General features: G+C 34.5%; 24 protein-coding genes, 3 pseudogenes and 1 riboswitch. Of the genes and pseudogenes, 5 read left to right on the top strand and 22 right to left on the bottom strand.

What is annotated here, in order from left to right; all coding sequences use genetic code 11:
- Positions 1-42 precede the first annotated feature (42 nt).
- From msrB to ACLTBU_RS14110, 6 genes and pseudogenes are all read right to left on the bottom strand, one after another.
- Positions 43-1,009, bottom strand: a pseudogene (gene msrB, locus ACLTBU_RS14085) (peptide-methionine (R)-S-oxide reductase MsrB); the annotation flags it as partial.
- Between the two features lie 115 nt (positions 1,010-1,124).
- Positions 1,125-1,250, bottom strand: a complete 126-nt coding sequence (locus ACLTBU_RS14090; protein WP_283246232.1) for a hypothetical protein — start codon at positions 1,248-1,250, stop codon at positions 1,125-1,127.
- A gap of 51 nt (positions 1,251-1,301) precedes the next feature.
- Positions 1,302-1,703 (bottom strand): gamma-glutamylcyclotransferase, encoded by a 402-nt coding sequence (locus tag ACLTBU_RS14095; protein ID WP_177671026.1) that lies wholly within the window; start codon positions 1,701-1,703, stop codon positions 1,302-1,304.
- Positions 1,704-1,790: 87 nt separating this feature from the next.
- Entirely contained in the window at positions 1,791-2,432 is a 642-nt protein-coding gene (gene pcp / locus ACLTBU_RS14100; RefSeq protein WP_177671027.1) for a pyroglutamyl-peptidase I, read from the bottom strand.
- 24 nt (positions 2,433-2,456) lie between these two features.
- Positions 2,457-3,371, bottom strand: coding sequence for a DUF979 domain-containing protein (locus ACLTBU_RS14105; protein ID WP_412219536.1), 915 nt, complete (start codon positions 3,369-3,371; stop codon positions 2,457-2,459).
- Positions 3,371-4,048 carry a DUF969 domain-containing protein gene (locus tag ACLTBU_RS14110; RefSeq protein WP_177671029.1) on the bottom strand — a complete coding sequence of 226 codons (678 nt, stop codon included), beginning with the start codon at positions 4,046-4,048 and terminating at the stop codon, positions 3,371-3,373. Before ACLTBU_RS14110 ends, ACLTBU_RS14105 begins: the two co-directional genes overlap by 1 nt.
- A gap of 157 nt (positions 4,049-4,205) precedes the next feature.
- On the opposite strand from ACLTBU_RS14110, the gene ACLTBU_RS14115 reads away from it, so the two are divergent.
- Positions 4,206-5,042, top strand: coding sequence for a PrsW family glutamic-type intramembrane protease (locus ACLTBU_RS14115; RefSeq protein ID WP_177671030.1), 837 nt, complete (start codon positions 4,206-4,208; stop codon positions 5,040-5,042).
- 71 nt (positions 5,043-5,113) lie between these two features.
- Here ACLTBU_RS14115 and ACLTBU_RS14120 read toward each other — a convergent pair whose 3' ends face one another.
- Together ACLTBU_RS14120 and ACLTBU_RS14125 are read right to left on the bottom strand one after the other, a co-directional pair.
- Complete coding sequence (locus tag ACLTBU_RS14120; protein WP_177671031.1) at positions 5,114-5,668, bottom strand: AAA family ATPase; 555 nt, start codon at positions 5,666-5,668, stop codon at positions 5,114-5,116.
- Positions 5,669-5,886: 218 nt separating this feature from the next.
- Positions 5,887-6,198: a DeoR family transcriptional regulator gene (locus ACLTBU_RS14125; protein ID WP_177671032.1), complete on the bottom strand. Its 312-nt coding sequence runs from the start codon at positions 6,196-6,198 to the stop codon at positions 5,887-5,889.
- Between the two features lie 497 nt (positions 6,199-6,695).
- On the opposite strand from ACLTBU_RS14125, the gene ACLTBU_RS14130 reads away from it, so the two are divergent.
- Positions 6,696-8,018, top strand: coding sequence for a hypothetical protein (locus ACLTBU_RS14130; RefSeq protein WP_412219538.1), 1,323 nt, complete (start codon positions 6,696-6,698; stop codon positions 8,016-8,018).
- On the opposite strand, the gene ACLTBU_RS14135 is transcribed toward ACLTBU_RS14130, so the two are convergent.
- The 8 genes from ACLTBU_RS14135 to ACLTBU_RS14170 all read right to left on the bottom strand — a co-directional run bounded on the left by ACLTBU_RS14135 (position 8,001) and on the right by ACLTBU_RS14170 (position 14,903).
- Positions 8,001-8,564, bottom strand: coding sequence for a M23 family metallopeptidase (locus ACLTBU_RS14135; RefSeq protein WP_412219540.1), 564 nt, complete (start codon positions 8,562-8,564; stop codon positions 8,001-8,003). The genes ACLTBU_RS14130 and ACLTBU_RS14135 overlap by 18 nt on opposite strands.
- A gap of 128 nt (positions 8,565-8,692) precedes the next feature.
- Positions 8,693-8,833, bottom strand: coding sequence for a hypothetical protein (locus ACLTBU_RS14140; protein ID WP_412219541.1), 141 nt, complete (start codon positions 8,831-8,833; stop codon positions 8,693-8,695).
- A gap of 210 nt (positions 8,834-9,043) precedes the next feature.
- Entirely contained in the window at positions 9,044-9,250 is a 207-nt protein-coding gene (locus ACLTBU_RS14145) for a hypothetical protein (protein ID WP_412219543.1), read from the bottom strand.
- A gap of 174 nt (positions 9,251-9,424) precedes the next feature.
- Complete coding sequence (locus tag ACLTBU_RS14150) at positions 9,425-10,690, bottom strand: cation:proton antiporter (protein WP_412219545.1); 1,266 nt, start codon at positions 10,688-10,690, stop codon at positions 9,425-9,427.
- Positions 10,691-10,711: 21 nt separating this feature from the next.
- Complete coding sequence (locus tag ACLTBU_RS14155) at positions 10,712-11,332, bottom strand: TetR/AcrR family transcriptional regulator (RefSeq protein WP_412219546.1); 621 nt, start codon at positions 11,330-11,332, stop codon at positions 10,712-10,714.
- A 108-nt stretch (positions 11,333-11,440) separates the two neighbouring features.
- Positions 11,441-12,094, bottom strand: coding sequence for a response regulator (locus ACLTBU_RS14160; protein WP_177671040.1), 654 nt, complete (start codon positions 12,092-12,094; stop codon positions 11,441-11,443).
- A gap of 27 nt (positions 12,095-12,121) precedes the next feature.
- Complete coding sequence (locus ACLTBU_RS14165) at positions 12,122-13,495, bottom strand: sulfite exporter TauE/SafE family protein (RefSeq protein ID WP_412219549.1); 1,374 nt, start codon at positions 13,493-13,495, stop codon at positions 12,122-12,124.
- An 85-nt stretch (positions 13,496-13,580) separates the two neighbouring features.
- Entirely contained in the window at positions 13,581-14,903 is a 1,323-nt protein-coding gene (locus ACLTBU_RS14170; RefSeq protein ID WP_412219552.1) for a sensor histidine kinase, read from the bottom strand.
- A 236-nt stretch (positions 14,904-15,139) separates the two neighbouring features.
- On the opposite strand from ACLTBU_RS14170, the gene ACLTBU_RS14175 reads away from it, so the two are divergent.
- Positions 15,140-15,880 carry a Bax inhibitor-1/YccA family membrane protein gene (locus ACLTBU_RS14175; protein WP_177671043.1) on the top strand — a complete coding sequence of 247 codons (741 nt, stop codon included), beginning with the start codon at positions 15,140-15,142 and terminating at the stop codon, positions 15,878-15,880.
- A 179-nt stretch (positions 15,881-16,059) separates the two neighbouring features.
- Complete coding sequence (locus tag ACLTBU_RS14180; RefSeq protein ID WP_177671044.1) at positions 16,060-16,956, top strand: multicopper oxidase domain-containing protein; 897 nt, start codon at positions 16,060-16,062, stop codon at positions 16,954-16,956.
- Between the two features lie 219 nt (positions 16,957-17,175).
- On the opposite strand, the gene ACLTBU_RS14185 is transcribed toward ACLTBU_RS14180, so the two are convergent.
- From ACLTBU_RS14185 to ACLTBU_RS14200, 4 genes and pseudogenes are all read right to left on the bottom strand, one after another.
- Positions 17,176-17,976 carry a DUF3298 domain-containing protein gene (locus ACLTBU_RS14185; RefSeq protein ID WP_412219554.1) on the bottom strand — a complete coding sequence of 267 codons (801 nt, stop codon included), beginning with the start codon at positions 17,974-17,976 and terminating at the stop codon, positions 17,176-17,178.
- Positions 17,977-18,074: 98 nt separating this feature from the next.
- Positions 18,075-18,653: an ECF transporter S component gene (locus ACLTBU_RS14190; protein WP_177671046.1), complete on the bottom strand. Its 579-nt coding sequence runs from the start codon at positions 18,651-18,653 to the stop codon at positions 18,075-18,077.
- A gap of 97 nt (positions 18,654-18,750) precedes the next feature.
- Positions 18,751-18,795, bottom strand: a riboswitch (PreQ1 riboswitch).
- Positions 18,796-18,923: 128 nt separating this feature from the next.
- Positions 18,924-19,073 carry a hypothetical protein gene (locus ACLTBU_RS14195; protein WP_177671047.1) on the bottom strand — a complete coding sequence of 50 codons (150 nt, stop codon included), beginning with the start codon at positions 19,071-19,073 and terminating at the stop codon, positions 18,924-18,926.
- 121 nt (positions 19,074-19,194) lie between these two features.
- Positions 19,195-19,332: pseudogene (locus tag ACLTBU_RS14200) on the bottom strand (DUF2089-like zinc ribbon domain-containing protein); the annotation flags it as partial.
- Positions 19,333-19,874: 542 nt separating this feature from the next.
- On the opposite strand from ACLTBU_RS14200, the pseudogene nhaA reads away from it, so the two are divergent.
- A pseudogene (gene nhaA, locus ACLTBU_RS14205) lies at positions 19,875-20,993 on the top strand (Na+/H+ antiporter NhaA); the annotation flags it as partial.
- 12 nt (positions 20,994-21,005) lie between these two features.
- Here nhaA and ACLTBU_RS14210 read toward each other — a convergent pair.
- Positions 21,006-21,329 carry a hypothetical protein gene (locus ACLTBU_RS14210; RefSeq protein WP_412219556.1) on the bottom strand — a complete coding sequence of 108 codons (324 nt, stop codon included), beginning with the start codon at positions 21,327-21,329 and terminating at the stop codon, positions 21,006-21,008.
- 85 nt (positions 21,330-21,414) lie between these two features.
- Positions 21,415-22,713, bottom strand: a complete 1,299-nt coding sequence (locus ACLTBU_RS14215) for an alpha-L-fucosidase (protein WP_320650485.1) — start codon at positions 22,711-22,713, stop codon at positions 21,415-21,417.
- Positions 22,714-22,721: the final 8 nt, after the last annotated feature.

The following is a 22,721-nucleotide window of genomic DNA, read 5'->3' on the forward strand; positions in this document are numbered from 1 at the left end:
AAAATTTAAAAATAAAAGGACTGTTATAGTGTATATAACGGTCCTTTTATTTTTAAATTTTATCTATATAACTTCCATAACCTTCCTCTTCCATTCTATCTTTAGGGATAAAACGAAGTGCCGCTGAGTTAATGCAATATCTAAGCCCTCCAAGCTCCCTTGGTCCATCTTCAAAGACATGGCCTAAATGAGAATCTGCATGACTACTTCTTACTTCTATTCTATGCATACCATGGCTTGTATCTTCTTTATCATAAACGACGCTCTGCATAATAGGTTTACTAAAAGCTGGCCATCCACATCCTGAATTAAATTTATCTTTAGAAGAAAATAGAGGCTTACCACTTACAATATCTACATAGATGCCTTCTTCAAAATGCCCATCATATTCATTAATAAAAGGAGCTTCTGTAGCATTTTCCTGCGTCACTCTATATTGCAAGTCATTTAATCTTTTCTTTAATTCCTCTTTATCATAAGGATTTCTATACCATTTATCCTTAATGAACTTTTCTCTTCCTGAGCCTTTGTAATAAAGTCTATAGCGCAGCGGATTTTTCTTATAATAATCTTGATGATACTCTTCTGCCTCATAAAAAGGCATAGCTGGCTTAATAGGCACTACAATAGGCTTGTCAAAATAACCTGTCTTCTCTAATTCTTTTTTATATTTCTCGGCAACTTCTTTCTGCACCTCATCTTGATAGAAAATAGCTGTATGATAAGTTTCTCCTCTATCATGAAATTGTCCCTCTGGGTCAGTAGGGTCTATACTTCTAAAGAAAATTTCTACTAACTCTCTATATGGCATTTTATCTTCATCATATGTGATTTCTACAGCTTCAACATGGCCTGTACTATGTGCACATACTTCTTCATAAGTAGGATTTTCTATATGTCCGCCCGTATAACCTGCTACAATACTTATAATGCCTGGTAATTCATCAAAAGGTTTCACCATGCACCAGAAACATCCTCCTGCAAAAATGGCTTTTTTAATAGCACTCATCTTATAACCTCCTTTTTAGCTAGTTTAACTTATTTCATGTTTAGTATACTACACAAAAAAGTTAGAGGGATATTCTGCCTTGAAAGAATATCCCTCTAACGCTTTCATTGCTTCATTATGGCTGATCTGGCCAAAATAAAGTCGCTTTTACCATTTCTTCTGATTCACCAATAAGTCGAGCAATCTGCTCTACTGTTAAACCCATTTTGTGTAAGTAAAAGATGTTCTCTTCACTGTTCATACTACACCTCCTACATCTATCTCCTACTCCTATTATATTGCCATAAGCTTATTACTTCTTATTATTTTTGAATTCTTTCCAATCTCCATGCGGAATATACTTTCCTGCTTTTTTAGCTACCTTTTCATCTACATAAATATAAACCCAGCACATCTGCTGGCTACCATCTTCTAGATGCACCTTCTGCTTAACACGGACATAAAGATTCTCTTCTCCTTCTCCCATATAGCCTTCTAATAGATCAAGGCTTTTTAGGATTTTATCCTGACTTAACGTTATCACTTCACCATACACAGTCCCTTCCCCGAGGATAACTGCTGGATAGCCTGCTGGCAAATGATATAAATCCCCTTTAATCTGCCCTTTTTCAACTTGTCTTACTCTATTTTTAAGTACCTTATCATAATTCCAAAAATCAGTCCTTAGCGAGCCATATACAAACACTTTTTCCATGTTGTCACTTCCTTAGCTGTCATCATTTTTGAATATAAAAAGAGGTTATTGCCTACTGCAATGACCTCTTTTCTTTAGTAAAAATAATTAACAGATTGTACCTGCTGCTACTTTAATATCATCCTTAGTTTCGCTGATTACCTTAATACAGATTTCTAAGCCTCTTGTAATATCTTCGATTGACATAGAAGGTGTATTAGCTTTAGTCGCTACTTGCTGTGTAATATATGGCACATGAATAAATCCACCACGCATATGAGGATATTTCTTATTAATCATATAGAGTACACCATACATAACATGGTTACACACAAAGGTTCCTGCTGTATTAGAAAGAGATGCTGGAAGACCTGCCTTCACCATTTCAGCGACCATTGCTTTCACGGGTAAGTTAGTAAAGTAAGCATTTTCTCCATCTGCAAACACACTTGTATCTACAGGCTGATTGCCTTCATTATCCTGAATACGTGCATCATCAATATTAATCGCTACACGTTCAGGTGTAATGCCAAATCTTCCTCCTGCTTGTCCAATAGATACCACTACATCTGGATTATGCTCTTTAATAGCTTCTTCTATCTTTTCTAAACTTTTATTAAATACAGTTGGAATTTCTAAAGTAATAACTTCAGCATTTCCAATCTTTTTATTTAACTTTTTAACTGCTTCTAATGCTGGATTAATTGGCTCTCCGCCAAATGGATCAAATCCTGTAACAAGTATTTTCATGTCGTTCCTCCTTATATTATAAATTTAAAAGGCCCAGAAATACATCAGTAATATATGGATGATGAGTAAAGGAATAGCAACAAATGCTTGATGCTTAATCACTGCATTCTTATCCTTTGTCTGTAAGAGTACAACTGGAAGTACGTTAAAGTTAGCTGCCATTGGTGTAAGGAGCGTACCACAGTAACCCGCTGTTAAAGCAAGCGTAGATGCAATAAGCACATTCCCACCTTGCGCAAATACAAACGGTACACCAATTCCTACTGTAATAACAGAGAAAGCTGCAAAAGCATTTCCCATAATCATAGTAAACGCCGCCATACCTACGCAGTATGCTACAACACCAAGGAAAATGTTCCCTTCTGGAATAACAACTGCAATACCTTTGGAAATGACATCACCTACACCAGCTGCTGTAAAGAGGGTACCTAACGAAGCGAGAAGCTGTGGTAATATACTCATAGCCCCAATAGCTTGAAGCATACGGTTACCATCTTTAGCTACCATACTTATAGGTGCTTTTGTCAGCATAAGTGTAAAGACTAAAGTAACACAAGCTGCAATACCAATTGCTACTACACCGCTAAAGCTTGTAAACTTAGCTACACATACAACAATAAGTGCAATAGCTAAAGATGGTAGGAAAATTTTATTCCCTAGTTTCTTAGCCTGCTCTACTGTAAAATTATGATCTGGCATATCTACTTTACCTGTATTCACTTGTTTCGTTGCCGTGAGTACACCAATTACGAGCAACATAACCCCAACAACAGTTCCTGGAAGGTAGCTTCCGAATACAAATATGCTCCCTAGAATAACCCAAAATGCTGTTGTACCAAAGCGTGTTTTATGCGTAGTATCTCTAAATACAAAGAAACCTACCATATACATTAAAAGTCCTACTAATATATAAAAAAGTTCTAATAAGAAGTCACCCATTATTTGTCACCTCTCTTTTTTGCCATTGTTTTTCTAATAGTTCTGTCTAAATGTAGATTTTGGATTACACCAAGTACAAGTGCAATAATCGCTACTGGAATGGCAATCTGTACAATTTGAAGTGTATCTACTTGATATCCTAACTCTTCAAGTGTACCTGCTATAAGGAGTACCCCAGAGTTAGCCATGAAAATATTCTGCGCAAAGAAATTCCCATAGTTATCAGCCGCTGCTGAAGCTGCTTTAATTTTCTCTTCTACCTTTTCGTCTAATTCACCATATTCACTTACAGCTGCCCCATTAGCCATAGGCTCAATAAGTGGTCTAACAAACTCTGTTTGTCCACCTAATCTTAAGCCCAAAGCAATCGCAACTTCACGAATAAGTAAGTATAAAGATAACACTTTTCCTGTAGAAAGGTTTTTTATATTTTTAATCAGTTCAATAGCACGTTGTTTAAGCCCATATCTTTCTGATAGCCCAATAATTGGCAAGATCAATAAGAATAATGCCATATGTCTTTGTTTAATGAACGTATCGCCTATTGTGCCTAATATCTCCGCTATACCCATGCCTGCTGCAAGCCCTGTAGCAAGCCCTGCTGTTAGTACAACTGCAATAGTATCAAACTTTAATATAAAGCCAACAATAACAATCACTATACCTATAAGTTGCATGATGTCCCTCCTTGTAAGTTAACTTATTTTATTATACACATTTTATAATCCAGTAACTACCTTTTTTTACAATTTGTTTTAATTTTCCTCCATTATAGAAGTTTGTAATACGTACAAGCCAAGACGGATATGATTAATTAGGGGGGGAGGTGTTTGTATGAGTCTTATTATTGCATTAAGTTCTACTTTTATCATAACTTGTCTACTTTTTACGAATAAAAAATATAAGATTTCCTTTAACAAAATTGCCGTAGGTATTATTATATTGGAGCTTTTTGCAACAGTAGGTGCTGCTTTTATAAGCCTCTTCTTAGAAAGCCCTTTAAACTTTTTCTTTACACCTGGTACACACCTTTATGTCCTAGTAGAAAATATCTTCACAGTAGGTCTTATTGAGGAACTTGCTAAATTTATTGTTATTTATATCTGTACATATAAACTTACCAAATTAAAACGCGTTGAAGACTTAATGTTTTACTTTATCCTATCTGCCTGCACCTTTGCAGCACTTGAAAATAGTCTCTATATGCTTGTCTATGATATGGATCTTCAACTTGCCTTTATGCGCAGTTTTATCTCTGCCCCATGTCATATTTTTTACTCTATTATTTTTGCTTTTTTTTATATGTGTTATCTAGAAGAGGTCTCAAAAAAGAAATTTACCTTTTTACAAGGTGTATTTTTTTCTTCTCTTTTTCATGGTTTCATGAATTTTTGTTTAGGTTATTCTAATCCTAGGTTCTATATACTTGGCACCTTAGTTTCTTTCTTTATGCTCTCTGCCTATATGATTATAGGCTTAGTTTTTATTAAAAATCATTTTTCCAGACTTCATTGTAGCTACTGTGAAAATTCCATTATTCCTGAAGCACACTTTTGTATTTATTGTGGTACTCCCCTTATTTATCCTTCATACTTAAAAGATGAAAAACGTGTTATTTATACGCTCGCTACCTTTATAGGTATCCTAATGTGTATACTTTCTATTTTTTAGCAAAAAATAAAGGTGATGCTTAAGATTCCACGCGTGGCCTCTTTGTCATCACCCATTCTCTCTTCTTTTAATTAAAAGAACGCTTCTTGAAGTTGTCTTTCAACACTTTCTTCATCCTTATTATCAATTACAACAACATCTTTGTTTGTTGGTTTGCTATTATCTTTTGTTTTTACATATTCATCCCAGTTTTCAAGTTTCCAAGTATCTCTATCAGATGCTCTTTCAATCATACGTGCATGAATTGTTTCAAGATCACAGTATACCCAAACCATAACAAGCTCTGTATCCATGTCAGCAAGTTTTGCTCTAAGTCCTGCAATATATTCTTGATTGTTGAATTCTTTTGTAAATGGTGCATTAACAATAACATTATCGTTGAATTCTAATGCTTCGAAAGCTACGTCAAGAATAGCAATGTACTCTGGATCTCTTAAATATGTATTAAAGAATTCTGAATCCCTATTGTATGGCTCGTTTGCTGCTAAATAAGCTGCTTTAGAGAGTGGGATAATTGTATCTTTATCAAGATACACTGGATTATTTAATTTTGATGCTAATTTTTTTGATACATAAGTTTTGCCACTTGCAGGTGGAGAACCTACTAGAAATAATCTTTTTTTCATTATAATTCTCACTTTCTTATTTAAACTTGTGTCAAATTCATGAATGACACACTTATAAGGAATAGGATATTGTAATACTTCTACCTTTTATAGGTATTCTTCATATTACTACATATTGTCATTTTTTTCAACATTTCTTGTCTATTTACGCAAAAAAACGTTTCTGCATCGTATGTTCTTAGCAGAAACGTTTTGTATCTCTTCTTACTTAGTTCATTTTATTCACAAGATTCAACGCGTACCATGAAATGTCCTGTAGCATTTCTTGGATTGGCTATATACAGATTTCTAAGCGCTTCATACTCTGTAATCACGCCATCCTTTATGCCTTCATATCTAGTGATATTCGTATTATTAGGTCCTTTCTGCTTAACATCGAAACAAATATCTGTATCCCCCATTTTGGAAATAACACGCCATTTAAGATGTCCTTCATTAGGTAATTGATTGACTCCAAAATTCCTACTTGAACGCCTATCCTCACCCTCTTCACCATAAGGCAAACAAGCTATAGTTGTTGCTACTCCCATACAAACACTCCTTTCAATATACCCCTAGAATTTTGCAAAACAAAATTTATATTTATATTATAATACTTTTTATTAAAATATATATTATTTTTAAAATAATATATCGTATACATTGTCAGTTTAGATATTTCTAATTATTTTATAGTTTATTTTTTGTGCATAGTGTTTATTCACTCTATTAATTAACTTACTTTTATTAACACACTAAGTAACATCTGTCTATTTTTAATTGACTTTGGCATAAAAAGTCGATATACTTACTCATGTCAGATAGTTAACACTAATAAAACAATTTCCACTATCATTTGCAACATTACTATTAAAACGAGTTTTGCCCCAAAAACTCAAATATTAGCATTACCCCCCAAAAGGCTAACACATAAATTCTTCACTATGTGTTAGCCTTTTCCCTGTCATTTTTATCATTTTAAAATAAACCTTTATACTTTCGCATAGATTAATAGTGATAGTACTATAGAAAGGAGCACAGTTATAATATGACTCCTATAGACTGTTCTAATCTCCAACAAGCTCTGTGCACAGCCAATCAACTGCTTTTTAAGCCTCATCTAAATAGGCTTTCAAACTGCTCTTCATTATCTTCAAATGATAAACTAGACCCAAAATGTTTTAAACTTATTGAAATTACAAGCTTTACCTGTTCTTCTTCAGATCTTTCAAGCTTTGCCTATACTTTAAGTGCTTTACATAGATTGCAAACAACTCTTTATTATATACTGGATGTTTCACCTACTACCATTACCCCCTATATTGGTCTTAGATCACTTCATAATCCTTGTATTGCTCTAGACCTTATTATAGCCGGATTAATGAAATTGGACCCCACACTTCAGTATGAATATATAGAATACACTGATTTTATAGATCTTTCTACTCTTTGTTCCGTCTCTTCTGCCACATTTACACCTAGCTTACCTGATTCTATTACTTGCAGTACGCCCCTTTTATCCGCTTTTGTACAATCTATGAAGGGAGCTTCTTATACGCTTATTCTTATAGCAAATCCTATAACACTTGAATGTTATAGACAAGAACAAATAACTTTACTAGGCCTCCATACCGACCTTTTTCCTTTTACTGATATTAACCATAATATACAGCATCATAAACATAATAACTGCACACATACTACTAATTGCAATCATACTTGCCTTGATACTCATACACTAACTAAGTCTAACGGCAACTCCTGCTCTACAACTGTATCCCAAAATACTACAGATTCTTTCTCTACTTTTTTTAAACCTTCAGATTCAGCTAACTTCACTAAAAGTAACAATGAGGCCTGTAATAATTCACGTAGTGAAACATGTAATGATAACTGTTCTGATACGCAAACCAACCAATGCACCAATAGCAAGGGGACGACCCATACTGAAACCTGCATAACCATTGATATTAACCAAGAAAATTTTAGAACACGTGATGAAGAAGTAGTAAGACTGCTTGAAACCATTACAACTGCTCTTGCACGTTATACAGCAACCCTGTATTTGCCTATCTTCAACTTTAATACTTACTTTACCTCTTGCAATAGTGCAACCAGTCTCCTTGCTGCCACAACTTATATGGGACTTCTTACAGCCTCATCCCCCGCAAATGCACCACGTTTCATTAATTACTGGGATGACTGTAATAATTGTTTTATACCTCTTATAGAACAATTAAAGCAATTAAAAACGCCTTCTTTTTGTGTAGAAGGCTGTTGTAATGAAATTATTCCAGGAATGCCTATTACGGCTAATGAACTGAATCCGTTCATTGTTCCTATTCTTTTATCATCAAGTTTGGGGAACTAGAAAAGGTATTTCTTCCATACCAAACATATCGTTACTTTCCAGTATAAACGTTGGGTCGACAGGTACATCATCTACTCTTAGTTCATAATGTAATAAGGCTTTTGTGGCATCACCACTATCTCCTGAAAAACCTATAACATCGCCTGCTTTAACCACATCCCCTGTGCGTACTGTATAGGTACTTAAATGCATATAACGTGATTGAACCCCATTGCCATGATCAATAAAGACCATATGTCCACCACCTGCATCTACTCCCTTTGAATCCGGTGCTGCTTTAATAATCTTACCATCTTCAATTGCATAAAGTGGTGTACCAAATTCAACTTCTAAATCAATCCCCTCGTGTCTATAACTTCCCCTTAATTCATCAAAAGGTGCTAAAAGTTCTGTCTTACATTGTACGGGACTTACAAAAAATCCATCTTTTCTTTCAAACGGGAAAACTAGGCTGTCATCTAGAATAATATAATTACTAGCCTGAAGAGATAAAGTTAAAGTTAGAGCAATACCTCCTGCTATTTTCATCCATTTCCTATTGATCATTTGTCTGATCCTTTCTTTATCTTATGTATTTGTATAACTTAACTATAATACATTTTTATTTAAAGGTAAACTTTAATTCCCAAAAAGAGACAGTCGCTTTCCATAAAAAAGGACTGTCTCTTTTTATTTTAATAAAAACTTTGACGCTTATGACAAATCTCTACCACTTCATCAATACGTCTTTTGGCTTCATCTCCCGTGCTCGCCTCTTTAATATATTGAATCAAATGTTCTTGCTGTACTTTAGGTAATGTAGCAAAATAACTCATAGCATCTACATCTTCACCAGCTGCATTGTAAGACCTAATGGCAAACCATCATCTTCTTCTTCAAACCTATTCATCTTTATACCTCCTTTTTTAAAAATGCTTATTCCTATTTGTTATGTGCTTATTCATAAGTTTTTATTACTTATATGCATGCCGCCTCTAATCCCTATCCTAAGGTCAAACTTGAAAATCATTTTAGGCATTGTAGCTTCACTGCTGCAACTGTCTATTGAGCAAAAAAATATTTTCTATTTCTTCACCTTGCTCATTATAATACTTCATTTCATCCCCTGTTATATAGCCTTTAGTATTACGGTCTAAGACACTTCCCTGTATTTTAAGTAATGCCTCTTCAGACATAGGAAGCTCTACCTCTCTTGTTTCATAGTCTCTTTGACATACCATCTTGACTTTCATCTATCCAGCTCCTTTTGGCTTATTAGCCTCATAGTAGCTTTCATAGTTGTGAAAATCAAGGTACCTCCTCCTGTGGGATTATAGAAATTCTATTACTTTATTAATCTCACATAACTTCCCATAGTTTACGTTTTCCGCAACAAATAGTCCTTTCTCTGAATGGTTTGTTTTTATCTAATTGTATATACCAGCTGCTTCCTTGTCTTCTAGAACTCCATCTCCTACTCCATCTATTTCACCTGCTGCTTTAAAGGCCTGTTTAGCTAGAAAGACTGCAATGATTTCATTAATAACTGCTGCTGCTGCAATGGTTCCTTGAATAATGGTTGCACTTTCTGGGTCAGGCCCTATAAGCACATTTACTGCTAAGCCTGTAAAAATAAGTGATACACCTGAATGAGGAAGTAGTGTAAGACCTAAATATCTCTTAACTGTTTTAGGTGCCTTGGATAAAACCGCTCCTGTATAAGCTCCTCCTATCTTTCCTAGGGCACGTGCCACAATATAAATAACTGTAAATACACCTGCTCCTAGTATAAGATGATAATCTAATGGTGCACCTAAATTTAAAACAACTATAATCATAAAGAGGCCAATAACAGGCATATTCGTTTTCATAATGTCCTCTACACGTTCTTTCGGCATCATATTAGCAAATGTTGCTGCGAATGCAACACCTACTATCATAAGATTGAGAACTGGTTTAGGCATGATATAATTATTTACAAAAATTCCTACTGCTGCTGTTACACACATACATACCATCGTACTTAATAATGTCATCCTCTTAGACATTTCTCTCTTTAAAATATGACCCGCGATAAAACCTGTCACCCCACCAATAAGGACTGGAATCACAATCATAAGAGGTACAAAATAAAGAGGAATTCGCACATCAGAAATCATACTAGATACTACCCCTATGACTAAGAAGAATACAACTAAGGCAATAATATCATCTAATGCCGCTAAAGGAATAAGTGCCTTTGTTACAGGCCCCTTTGTTTTATATTCATTAACAATAGAGATAGATGGTGCCGGTGCTGTCGCTAGTGCAATAGCTCCAAATACAACTGCTAAGTATAATGGAATCCCCATGAAACTAAAGATGAGTCCAAATGCACATGTTACTACTAAAAAAGTCCCTAATGCTTCTGTTACACATATGGTTATAATCTGCTTTCCTGACTGCTTTAAATCTTTCCATATAAGTTCTGTTCCTATTAATAGACCTACAGAAACTTCCCCAATATTAATCAGTATATGGAACCAATTATTATTCATTATTTCATCATTAAACCACCCTAATGCATGAGGGCCTATGATCATACCTGCTACTAACCAGCCTAATATAGCTGGTAGCTTTACTCTTGCTACTAATTTCCCTGCTATAAAAGCTATTCCTATAAAACAAATTAAAAGTAATATACCTTTTAACATGACTACTCCTTCTTTCTTATTTTATTTTACAATCCCATAAAAGAGTATTAGAATCATATCTTTTATATCCTTGCTATGCTGCATCACGATTTGATGCTTTTCTTCTTGGTTTTCTAAACAGCTTCCTTTATATTTCATATGAATATAATGGCTCATATCACTAAGAAGCTCTATAATACTAGACTTTTCATAGTCTTCCTTTAAAACCACATAATCTAAAAGCTTAGTTAGATAATGCCTATTGAAAGCATTCATGGCTTCCCTACGTTCTGCAACTGCATCTTTTAGATGGCTCGGTGTATTGATGACTGCTGTGTAAAAGATTTGCTCATAAAAGGGGTTAGCTTTAAAAAATTCAAATCTAGCCTCAAAGTACTTGTTTAGCCCCTCTTTGGCATCCTCTACATTCTCTGGCAAATTTTCCTTCAAATATTGTGCTAACGCCTCAAAGCATTTGCTGACACATACTAGGAATAACTCATCTTTATTTTTGTAGTGATGGAATAAGAGCCCCTTTGAAATATCATGATTTTTACACATATTATTTGTAGAAGCTGCTACATAGCCATTTTGTCCAAATTCTTCTAAAGCTGCTTTAATAATCCTTTCTTTACTATTTTCACTTTTCTCTTCTCTCTTCATTTAACCATCCTTTCAAAAAACAAACCACTTAGTTTGTTTCTATTCTACTCCTAAACAAACCAAGTGGTCAATTATTATTTTCTATTTATAAATTTTACTTTCTATGTCTTAGCACTCTAATCTATAGCCATATCCATATATGGTCTCCATCTTTAGACGAGGCATTTTTTTACGTAATCTGCGTACCAAATCATCTACTACACGGTCATTACCAAAGTAACCTTGCTCCCATACATGATTAAGAATTTCATCCCTTGTAAAAGGTCGTCCTAAATTTTTATAAAGTAGACAAAGAAGTTTATATTCCCTATTAGAAAGTTCCAAAGGCTCTCCCTCATCATAAACTTTATGAGTATTAAATTCTATTTGATAGTCAGCAATGGTGGCCACTTCATCCTCTCCATAACAACGTTCTAATATGCGCTTTACTCTTAGCATCAATTCTTTAGTCGAAAAAGGTTTAGTCACATAATCTTCACCGCCTTTTTCAAGGCCTAGTATGCGGTCAAAAGTTTGATCTCTAGCCGAAATGAAAATGACAGGAACCTGTGGACTTTTCGCCTTAACATCTTCCATAAAGTCAAAGCCATTTTGCCCTGGTAGCATAATATCTAGTATCCATAAATGAATTTCATAATCTAAGTAGTCCCTTGCCTCTTCTGCCGATGGAAAGGCATAAACTTTATAGCCTTCTTTTTCTAAGTAGCCTTTTACAATATCTCTTAGGTTTATCTCATCTTCAACAATGCCTATTGTAATCATGGTCAGCCTCCTATCTTTTATGTTCTTTTAATGGCAGCTAAAGCCACCTCCAAATCCAAGATTTGAGAAGGTATTACCCTCTGATGAGCGTGGCACTTCATAATCTTCTACCGGCCCATCTACAACGGTAATGGTATTACGAATCATCCCCATCCAACATGAATACATAAAAGTGCCTGCTTCATCTGGATTAAATTCTATTAAATTCTTCCCTTCTTGAAGGGCACCAAAAATCTCATATTCTGGTATATTAATAGCATAGTTACAACTTGTAAGCGCACCTGGAGCTACATTCATAATCATTCTTACAGGTATTCCTTTTTGAACAACAATATCTTGGTAGCGTCTACCTACCACATCCACCTCAATTACTTGGTAACCATTCTCCATACGGATACCACTATTACCCTTAGATACATTTTGACTGCTCCCTCCTAGACCTGTGCTTATGCCTAGTGTACTAAACCCATTCATCATCATACTGATACCTAATAATAAAATCAAGTAACCACCCATTTTGTAAACAAATACTTTTGATTTAATAGATAATTTATTAATAAAAAGTCCTAATCCTAACATAAGTGGTACAGTCCCTAAACTAAAAGCAAACATAGATAAGGCTCCTGCCATAAAGCTTCCTGTACTTAAAGCATAAATCTGCATGAGTTGAAGTGGTCCACATGGCATAAGTCCATTTAAAAGTCCCAGTACAAACGGACCTTTATCTGTACCTAATTTCCCTCTTAAAGCAGCCAGCTTAAAGTTGATTTTCTGCATAAACGGCATGCTTTCTAAAGAAAGAAGTCCGGCATTATTAAGCCCCATCATAATCATAAAGACACCTAAAATAATTGGGACAATGGCAAATACCCTATTGCCCAATGTAATTCCTGAACCAACAAACCCAACAAGCCCACCTAATACAGTATAAGATATCACTCTTCCTGCATTATACATGAGGTTTCGTTTAAAATTACTTTTATCTGCTACCACTTGTGAAAGTGCAATTCCTCCACACATGGATATGCAGTGGAAAGAAGTTGTAATGCCTATAATAAAGAGCATAATGATACTTACCTTGCTACCTTGTGTTAAAAGTAATGAGAAGTCCGGCATGATTTCATTTAATAATAAGAAGAAAACAGCTGCTACCCCAAGATATAACAATACTTTTTGCTTTTCACGGTTTTCTTCCGCTTCTTCTAATTCATAGCCCATATCTGCAAGCAACTCTTTAATAACAGTAAGTGAAATAACTTCCTCATCATAGCTTAAATAAAGCATTTTAGTTTTAAGATTCACTTCTGCACGCCAAATCCCCTTACGTCTTGATAGCTTCTTTTCAATTTTCTGTTTACAATTTTGACAGGTCATGCCCTGCACCCTATAAATCTTGTCCATAAATCCTCCTTAAATTACCTAGTAGATTTATAGTAACAAGATAATATGGGATAATTACACATGAAATACGGCATAATTATGGGATTTACAAAATAATAAAAGTAACACCTTTTTCCTCATTGCGGACTGTAATTTCATAGTTATAGAGCTCAACTGTTTTCTTTACAATAGCTAGTCCTAAACCTGTTACTCCATCCGCACCCTTTTCAAAAGGCTGGAAGATCTTTGTCTGTAGTTCTATAGAAATAGGTTCTCCGTCATTATAAATAGATAAGCTATCCTGCTCAACTCTGATGCATATCTTATGCTTAGCATAGCGTTTAGCATTATCTATAAGGTTTTCAAGGACAATACGCCATTTTTCAGGGTCTCCCTTAAATTCAGACTGGTCTGTATCAACTTCTATTGTCTGCCTTCCCTCATAATCTTTCATGTAACTTACAACTTCTTGTACCAAAAGCCCCATCTCAAACCACTGAGGTGCTTCATGTATCCCCCTAAAATACTCTAAACGATTTAGATAAAGAAGGCCCTGTACCTTTTTCTCTAAACGTTCTGCATGATTGTAAATAATGTGAGCTGTCTCCTCTACTGTGCCATAAGGATAAACACCATCTATAATGCCCTCCGCATAGTTTTTAATAACAGCAAGAGGCGTCTTTAAGTCATGGGAAATATTATGTAACATTTGCTGTTTAGCCTCTTCTTCCTCACATAACCTTTTTCTCATTCTATCTAAAGAACACATGACTTCCTGAAACTCTTCCGTATAGTTATTAGTGGGTATAGCATTTCTTAAATTATCTCCCTCTATCGTATCTAATACCCCTTGTATATCTTTTAAGTTATTAATAAGTCTACTTGTCCACTTTAAAAATACAATTAAAATTAAAATAAAAATAAATACAGCAATGCTTAATGTGTTCAGAAGTAGCTCATGAGCAAGTACTTCACTCGTATTATCCACCTTATAGGAAACGAGCATCTCCCCTGGTCTAATCTTATTAATAAGATAATAAATATGTTCATTTGGAGTCTTATACATGTGGAAACTTACCACTTGCTCCGCTTTTGTCCCTTCTCCTTTTATTCCTTTAAAAAACTCAGGATACATCATAAGATGATGTAAAATTTCCGGGTCAAGCTGTTCTTCCTCATAAAGGGGTTCGTTATCTAAAACGGTATAATGATACACATCTGTAATAGGCCCTTCCCTATAAGCCTCTTCTTCCTGAATAAAAGCCTGCTGTTCCTCTAATAAAATATGATACATTTTATGATTAACCAGGTATTTAATACTCATAGGTAGTACAATCCCAAACATGCCAAGGGTCAGGATGATAACCACAATTATTGTAATAATAAGCTGATTATTAATTTTAACCATAAACTTTGAAAGATAGTTCATATAAACTCCTTATTACTTGATAAACTAAAAAAATATACTTATAGATTTCTCCATAAGTACATTTTTACTTATTATCACATTATTTTAATATATGCACAAGCCTTTTCATCTTTTCTGTCTAAAGCTTATTAGTAACTTCCTTTAGCTGATGAAAATGCTGATTATATGCTTAGGTTATACTTGTTCCCATCCCTTAAAACATAGTATACTGAAAGTATTATGAAAGGAGTGATTGTATGCGTTCTAATCCAATGATTAGAAAAGGTTTTTCACAGGCTAATGCCTATGATGGACCTGTTATGAGTATCAAAGGAACTCGTAATAAGACCTTTTTATTAGTTGGTATTACGACACTTATTAGTATTTTCTCATTTGTATTATGTATCATGAACCTTTATAGTACAGGTTCTTTTAGCACAGCCTATGGTTTATCTACCTTTGGCTCTATTGGTGCTTTAGTACTTGCCTTAGTAACGAGTTTTAAACCTCAGCTCTCTAAAACTACAAGCATTATCTATGCAGTATTTGAAGGACTCTTAATCGGTAGTATCTCACTAGTATTTGAGCTTTACTTCCCAGGCATTATTATCCGTACTATGCTTCTTACACTACTTGCTGTTGTACTAACACTTGCTCTTTATAAACAAGATCCTAGTGTAGGTGGCCGCATCCGTAAGGGTGTTATGATTGCAACCCTATCTGTTGTAGGTGTATCTCTTATTGGCTTAGTGTTTAGCCTTTTCGGTATCCCCTTTATTTTCTGGGGTAATAATTTAGTAGGTATTGGCTTTAGCCTTCTCGTGGTAGGTATTGCGATTGCTAACCTTATTGTAGATTATGATAATATTGCACTTGGCAGTGAGTATGGTCTCCCTAAGTATATGGAATGGTACTTTGCTTTTGGCCTTCTTGTAACAATTATTTGGTTATATATTGAAATTTTACAGCTAATCTCTAAGATTGCATCAAGAGATTAATGAAAAAGGTGTATCCTCTCTTAAAACATAGGATACACCTTTTCTATTGATCTACTTTTCTATTGATCTACTTTTCTAAAAATGATACATCCCATCAGCTAGATAACCCGCTTTATATCCCTGCATATACTTCTCTCCCCTTTAATATATTTATACAGATAGAATTTAGGAGGCTTTCTATGGTTATTACGCCAGGTATTAAAGATTTACCTTATACCTATGATGAGGGTATTAAATATTTTACTTTAATTGCAGAAGAAATTGTATGGGAATTAGTTGATGGGATTTTTGTAAAAGCATGGGGCTATAATGGTTCTACGCCAGGACCTACTATACGTGTTTTCCCAGGAGACAGAGTATGTATCAGGGTTATTAATCATTTACCTGAAAGAACAAGTGTGCACTGGCATGGCTTAGAGGTCCCTAATATTATGGATGGTGTTCCTCCTATTGAGCCCTCTCCTTATATTGAGCCTGGAGAATATTTCGATTATACCTTTACCATTAATAATCCACCTGGTACTTATATGTATCATTCCCATGTCAATGTATCTATACAAGATAATGCTGGTCTTCTTGGCGGCCTTATTGTAGAAGATCCACGTATGCAAAATCGTAAGAAATATAAAGATTATCTCTGTCTTCTTCAAGAATGGGCTATCGGTGCATTGCCTTGGGGAGACTTAACGAAAGGTACTTATGATTTAACCTTTGTAAAACCTGAATTTAACTTTTTCACCATTAATGGCAAATGCTACCCTGATACGAAGCCTCTCCCTGTAGAATATGGTGATACAGTTAGAGTACGCTTTGGCAATATTCAAATGCATCATCATCCTATGCACCTTCATGGTCATCAATTTCGAGTGGTAGGTGCTGATGGTTTCCCCATTGCAAGAGACACTCAGATTTATAAAAATACTATACTTGTAGCTTCTGGTGAGACATGGGATATTCGTTTTCTAGCCAATAATGAAGGCATTTGGCCTTTCCACTGCCATATGCCACATCATGTTACTAATAACGGGACACCTCCTGTGGGCGGCATGTTTACCACAGTCAATTATCAATCCTAAACGGTGTAAAAATAAAATAGCAATTAAAGTATTCAATGTAATAACTGTATTTGCAAAGAGACACTCCTATATGAAGTGTCCCTTTTATCTCCTAGAATTTAAGTTTATTTTATCTTTTCTATAATTTGTATATAAAATTATCCACAATTCTTATATTTTTTTCTTAAGTTAGTCACCGTTACATTCATTCTTCCCCACTTTTAGTGTATAACTTATCCTTTAAGGAAGATAGCATGGTTTAATAAAGGTAAGTTCATTATAAGGAATGGTAAATTCCAATATGCCTACTGCATGTGGTGTAATAATATACTCATTACTAATAATAACAAGTCCTTGGTCAGAAAAATACCAAGTGTCTTCTGTCAGAATATCTTTTATATGTGCTTCATAATCCTCAGATAAATAATCTTTATACGCTGCTTTTTGAACGGCTTTTAATATATAGGCGTGAATGACTTCCCTTGCTTTACACTCATCTTTAGTAATATCCTTTAATGTTAGACGCATGCCTGTACAAGGATTGAAATTCTGCGCAAATCTTGTTGCATTAGGGTGTGCGCCACCCGTATATTCATTATTATTTTGAATAAAACTGATGACCTTATTATCTACTCTTCCTGTAGTATAAATCCTGCTTAAACTATATCCTGCCCAGTATTTCTTACTCTCTTTAGTCCGTGCACTATAATCCTTTTTGGCCATTTTGACATATTGTTTCTCCATCTTTTCGAAGGCCTTCTCTTTTCCTTCATAGAAATCATTTATATCACATGTAGCTTTCTTATTATTTTCTATAGTGACTACCGGGCTATTCCCCTCTACTACAAGCATAACCACACCATCTTTATTCTTAATGGTGCTATCTAAGTCTTTATACTGTATATCAATCTTAAACTGAGACTGCTTTGCACATTCCGATGGACAGCTTATCTTTTGGCTATGACTTAAAGGCCTAGCATAAGTCGTTATTGAATGAAAACTTATCACAAGCATTAAACTCAGTACTAAATATCTTTTCATATTAACACTCCTTATGAATAACTAACTTTTAAGCTTATTATGACAAAATAAAAGAGCTATTACTCCTTAATCTAAGAAGTCATAGCTCTTTTCTCTATTTAACTCATATGGCGAATTCGTGCTTTAAAAGACTTAGGACATACTCTAAGTACTGCAGCTACTAAAAATACACCAGTTAACTTATCTATGTAATCTGTTAACACCTGCGTACTAAATACACTTATCACATCGGGCACACCTAATACCTTTAAAATCTGAACGATATAAGATGATCCTGAGGATGTAATACCTCCAAATACATAAGCGGCAATACATGCGCTAATAAATGAGGTTGGTATAGTGATGATTAAAGCACCCAATGGTGTCTTTTTGCCTTGTAGCATGCCTTTCTCATACATAAGCCCCGCAATAAATCCTGTTGCTATTTGTGATGGTATAAAATAAAGTGCATAAGGATCTGTTGTAAATCCTCCTACCAAATTACTTCCTATACCTGCTAATAGGGCATACTTAGGGCCTAGTAAGCTAGCAACCATCAGTGTACCTATGGCATCTAAATAAATAGGCAGTTTAAACTGCAAGGCTATAAATCCTCCTACCATATTCATGGTAATACCTAGTGCTACCAACGTAAGTGCTCTCGTACTTACCTCTTGTTTTGTTTTGTCTTGCTTCATATCTTTTCCTCCTTAAAGATGTAATATAAGGAGAACCATACGATTTTTTTCCAATAAAAAATCGTATCTAAGGATACGACTATAGTGTCACGCTATAAATACCTTAGTTTTTTATACTGGGAGGTTCTCGAACCAGTTTTTATTTTCTTTGTTAATGGTATCATTTTATGATGTATTTAGCAATAAAATTCTATAATAGTAACACTAAAATAATTATGCTACCTTTCCATATATACCCTATATATATGGAAAGGTAGCATATTCTCTGCATTATTTATTTGTTTCTTTATTTTCTTCTGCTTTTTGAGCTTCTTCTTTTCTTGATTTTAAGATAAATGCACCTAACTTTTGAAAAGCTTCATCATAAGAGATAGGCTGTACTTCTTTTGTTTCATCTATGATTTGTTTGTTATTTTCCATCGTGCTTAAACTCCTTCTATAAAAGTTCTACCTTTATACTATACCTTTTATAGAAAAACTTGTACAGTCACTTCTTGATTAAACGATAAGGGTTACCCCGTTACCTTCTGAATCTTCTATCCCTACACCTAATAAAAGTCTCAATAAAATACAGCTGTTCTGCCGATAAATATTCAAACCTAGACAACTTGAAGTCATTCTCAATGACTGTCTGACAACGATTGCATCTTAAATACTGTACAGACTTCTCTCTTTTTATTCTTTATTTCTTTATCTTTTATTAGCTCTTATATTTCTATTGAGAGCCGCTCTTATGTTTGAAAATAGCATGATTATTTTTTCCTTAAAACCAATAGAACCCTTTGGCTTTCTATCGCTTTTTATGAATTATGATTCATTTAATTTAATTTTATTTTTATTTTCCCTCCCCTAAACTAGGTAAAATTATTGACCAAGGTGTAATCTCATTATGCATAAATTTAAATATTTTATTTTTTTAAACTTTTTATATACCCTTTATATTCTTATCTCTTTATCCTATTTAACTTTTTTGCTCTTATGTATTTTCAAATTTTCTTTAATTCCTAAACGTTATTTATCTATTTCTTTTAGATTTTTTATGATTTCATTGCAATTATTTTTTATTTTAATTTCTATTGACTTTAACTTTTTACAGGAGTAGTATTTTGGACTGACAGTAAATGTACACAACAAGGAGTATCATCATGGCACATACACTAACTCATAAACCACACTTTATATCTATAAAAAAATTAAGTCACTCAGAGGTGTTTCCCAGGCTTACTTCTTATGGGGGCAACACTTATCTCTTTATTTATTGCAAATAGCCCTTTAGGTAAAGCTTATCATTATCTTTTAAGTGAAGTTGACCTATTAGGTAATTTCAATTTACATATGCTCGTTAACGATTTTCTAATGGCAATCTTCTTCTTATCTGTAGGGCTCGAAATTAAACATGAAATGCTTTATGGAAATTTATGTAGCATAAAAAAAGCTTCATTCCCTGTCATTGCAGCTTTAGGCGGTGTTATGATTCCTGCACTTATTTTCACCCTTTTTAACCTTGGTACACCTTTTATCCAAGGTGTAGGCGTACCTATTTCTACAGATATTGCCTTTGCTGTTGGGGTATTTATGCTCTTTAGAAAAAAATTCAATCCGTCCCTTAAAATCTTCTTATTATCTCTAGCTGTAGTAGACGACCTTATTTCTATTTTAGTCATCGGCCTTCTCTATTCTTCTGATATTAACTTTATAAGCTTAAGTATTGCACTCTTATTAGTAGGCGTACTTATGGCTATGAATAAAATTTTTAAGGTCAATAAAGTGGCACCTTATATGCTCGTAGGACTCATTATGTGGTTTTTCATCTACTTAAGTGGGGTACATGCTACCATTAGTGGTGTATTACTTGCCCTTACTATTCCAACTATCACCTTTAAAGATGAGAAGGAATCTATGGCACATCATTTAGAACACAGCCTAAGCCCACTTTGCAACTTTTTAATTCTACCGCTGTTTGCCTTAGTAAATACAGCTATTATCTTTTCTAGCAATATAGACCTTAGCTCCTCTAGCACTTTAGTCCTAGGTACTGTAGTAGGTCTTACTGTAGGTAAACCTTTAGGCATTATGCTCTTTACAACACTAGCTACTCGCCTTGGCTTAACCGAGAAACCTAAAAACGCTTCATGGCTTTCTGTTTTCTCAGTTTCTTTACTTGCTGGTATTGGTTTTACTATGTCTATTTTTGTATCAGAGATTGCCTTTAATAATGCACCAAATCTTGTTAATATTACTAAGATCTCTATTCTCGGAGCATCTATTATTTCTATCCTTTTAGCTTATACAGTTGCTACATTAACCTATAAATCTAACGAACAAAAGCGCTCACAATAGGGGCGCTTTTATTTATCTTTCTTGGTATTCTATTTTCAAAGCTGTTATATGCTCTAATGCAATAGAGTCTAAAATGCTTTTTTCTATATCAGTTGCTTCCACTTTTTCTTTAGGACAATCTTTAATAGCCCTTATAATCTCTTCATTTAACCTTACAACTACAGCTCCCCTATGAATATAGCAAGGATCTGGATCGCTAAAAAAGTCAATGCTCTTTTGAATAATGACCTCCTCCTTAATAGGAATATCTCCTAAATCATAACTCCTATTACACGCTCCATCATTATACCAAATGACTGTAGTTTCTTTTATGCGCCTTTGCTTTTTCAAAAACATTTTGTTCTCCTTTATCTACTCTACCAACTTCCCCTATACTAAAATACTCACAATTTAAAATTAAATTGCGAGTATTTCTTATTATTTATTTTAATTCTACCTCAATAACTGTATCTATGTCATCTGGCATTTGAGGATTTGGCCCAAAAGAAACAAAAACTACGTCTGGATAATTACTTGTAACCCAGCTATCTGCTATCTTAAGCTCTGTTCCCGTTGCAAGTAAACGTATCTTTTTAATGTCTTCTTTCTTAAGTCCATGTAATGCTACGAAACCAATAGGATTTTCCATAACATGATAGTAAATTTTATTACCATTACGCGTAATACGCCCATATTCTGGTTTATCCATACCTGAATTGTCACAGCCATAGATGCTTAAATGGTTCCCTTTCATCCATTTCCCTACACGTCTTAATACATCTACAGATTCTTGTGGTACATTTCCTTTAGCATCAGGACCTATATTAAGAATCATATTCCCCCCTTTACTTACACACTCTACTAATTTCTTCACAATCATATCTGGAGATTTAAAGAATTTATCACGTTCATTATATCCCCAGTTATTATTCATTGTAATACAAGCTTCCCACATAACCGGTCTACCCGCCTCATCTCGAATACCTTCTAATGGAATAATTTGCTCTGGGCTTACAAAGTCTCCTGAATAAACTTGTGGGTTATTCGTCGCTAAAGAGCCATATCCTTCCCCACTTACTTCAAGACGATTGTCCATGATGACATTTGGCTGCAATTCACGAATCATATTCACAAGTTCTGTGGCACGCCATGCCTCTCCTCTTAAATGGTCATAAGAGAAGTCAAACCAAAGTAAATCGATTTGACCGTAGTTAGTGCATAATTCTCTTACTTGCTTATGCATATAGTCAAGATAGTTATCAAAGTTATGTACGACATCTTTATAGGCTTCATTATTACGCATTGGATGCTGTCTATCCCCATAATGAGGGAAATCTGGGTGATGCCAGTCAATGATAGAATAATATAGTCCTACCTTAAGTCCTTCAGCTCTTACCGCATCTACATACTCACGGATTAAATCTCTCCCTGCTTTGGTATTGGTAGCCTTATACTCTGTATATTGGCTATCAAATAAACAGAAACCGTCATGATGTTTGGCAGTCAGGACGACATATTTCATCCCTGCTTCTTTAGCCATTCTTGCCCACTCTTTTGGATTGTAGTCTACAGGATTAAATTCATCAAAGTACTCTTGATAATCTTCTATACTCATCTGCTCTGTTGAGCGTACCCATTCTCCCCTTGCAGGAATAGAATAGAGCCCCCAGTGAATAAACATCCCAAACCTTGCTTCTTTAAACCATTCAATTCTCTTATTATATGCTTCTCTATCAAACATACTCTTTC

The organism is Zhenhengia sp., assembly GCF_046966505.1.
GTDB lineage: Bacteria > Bacillota > Clostridia > Lachnospirales > Cellulosilyticaceae > Zhenhengia > Zhenhengia yiwuensis.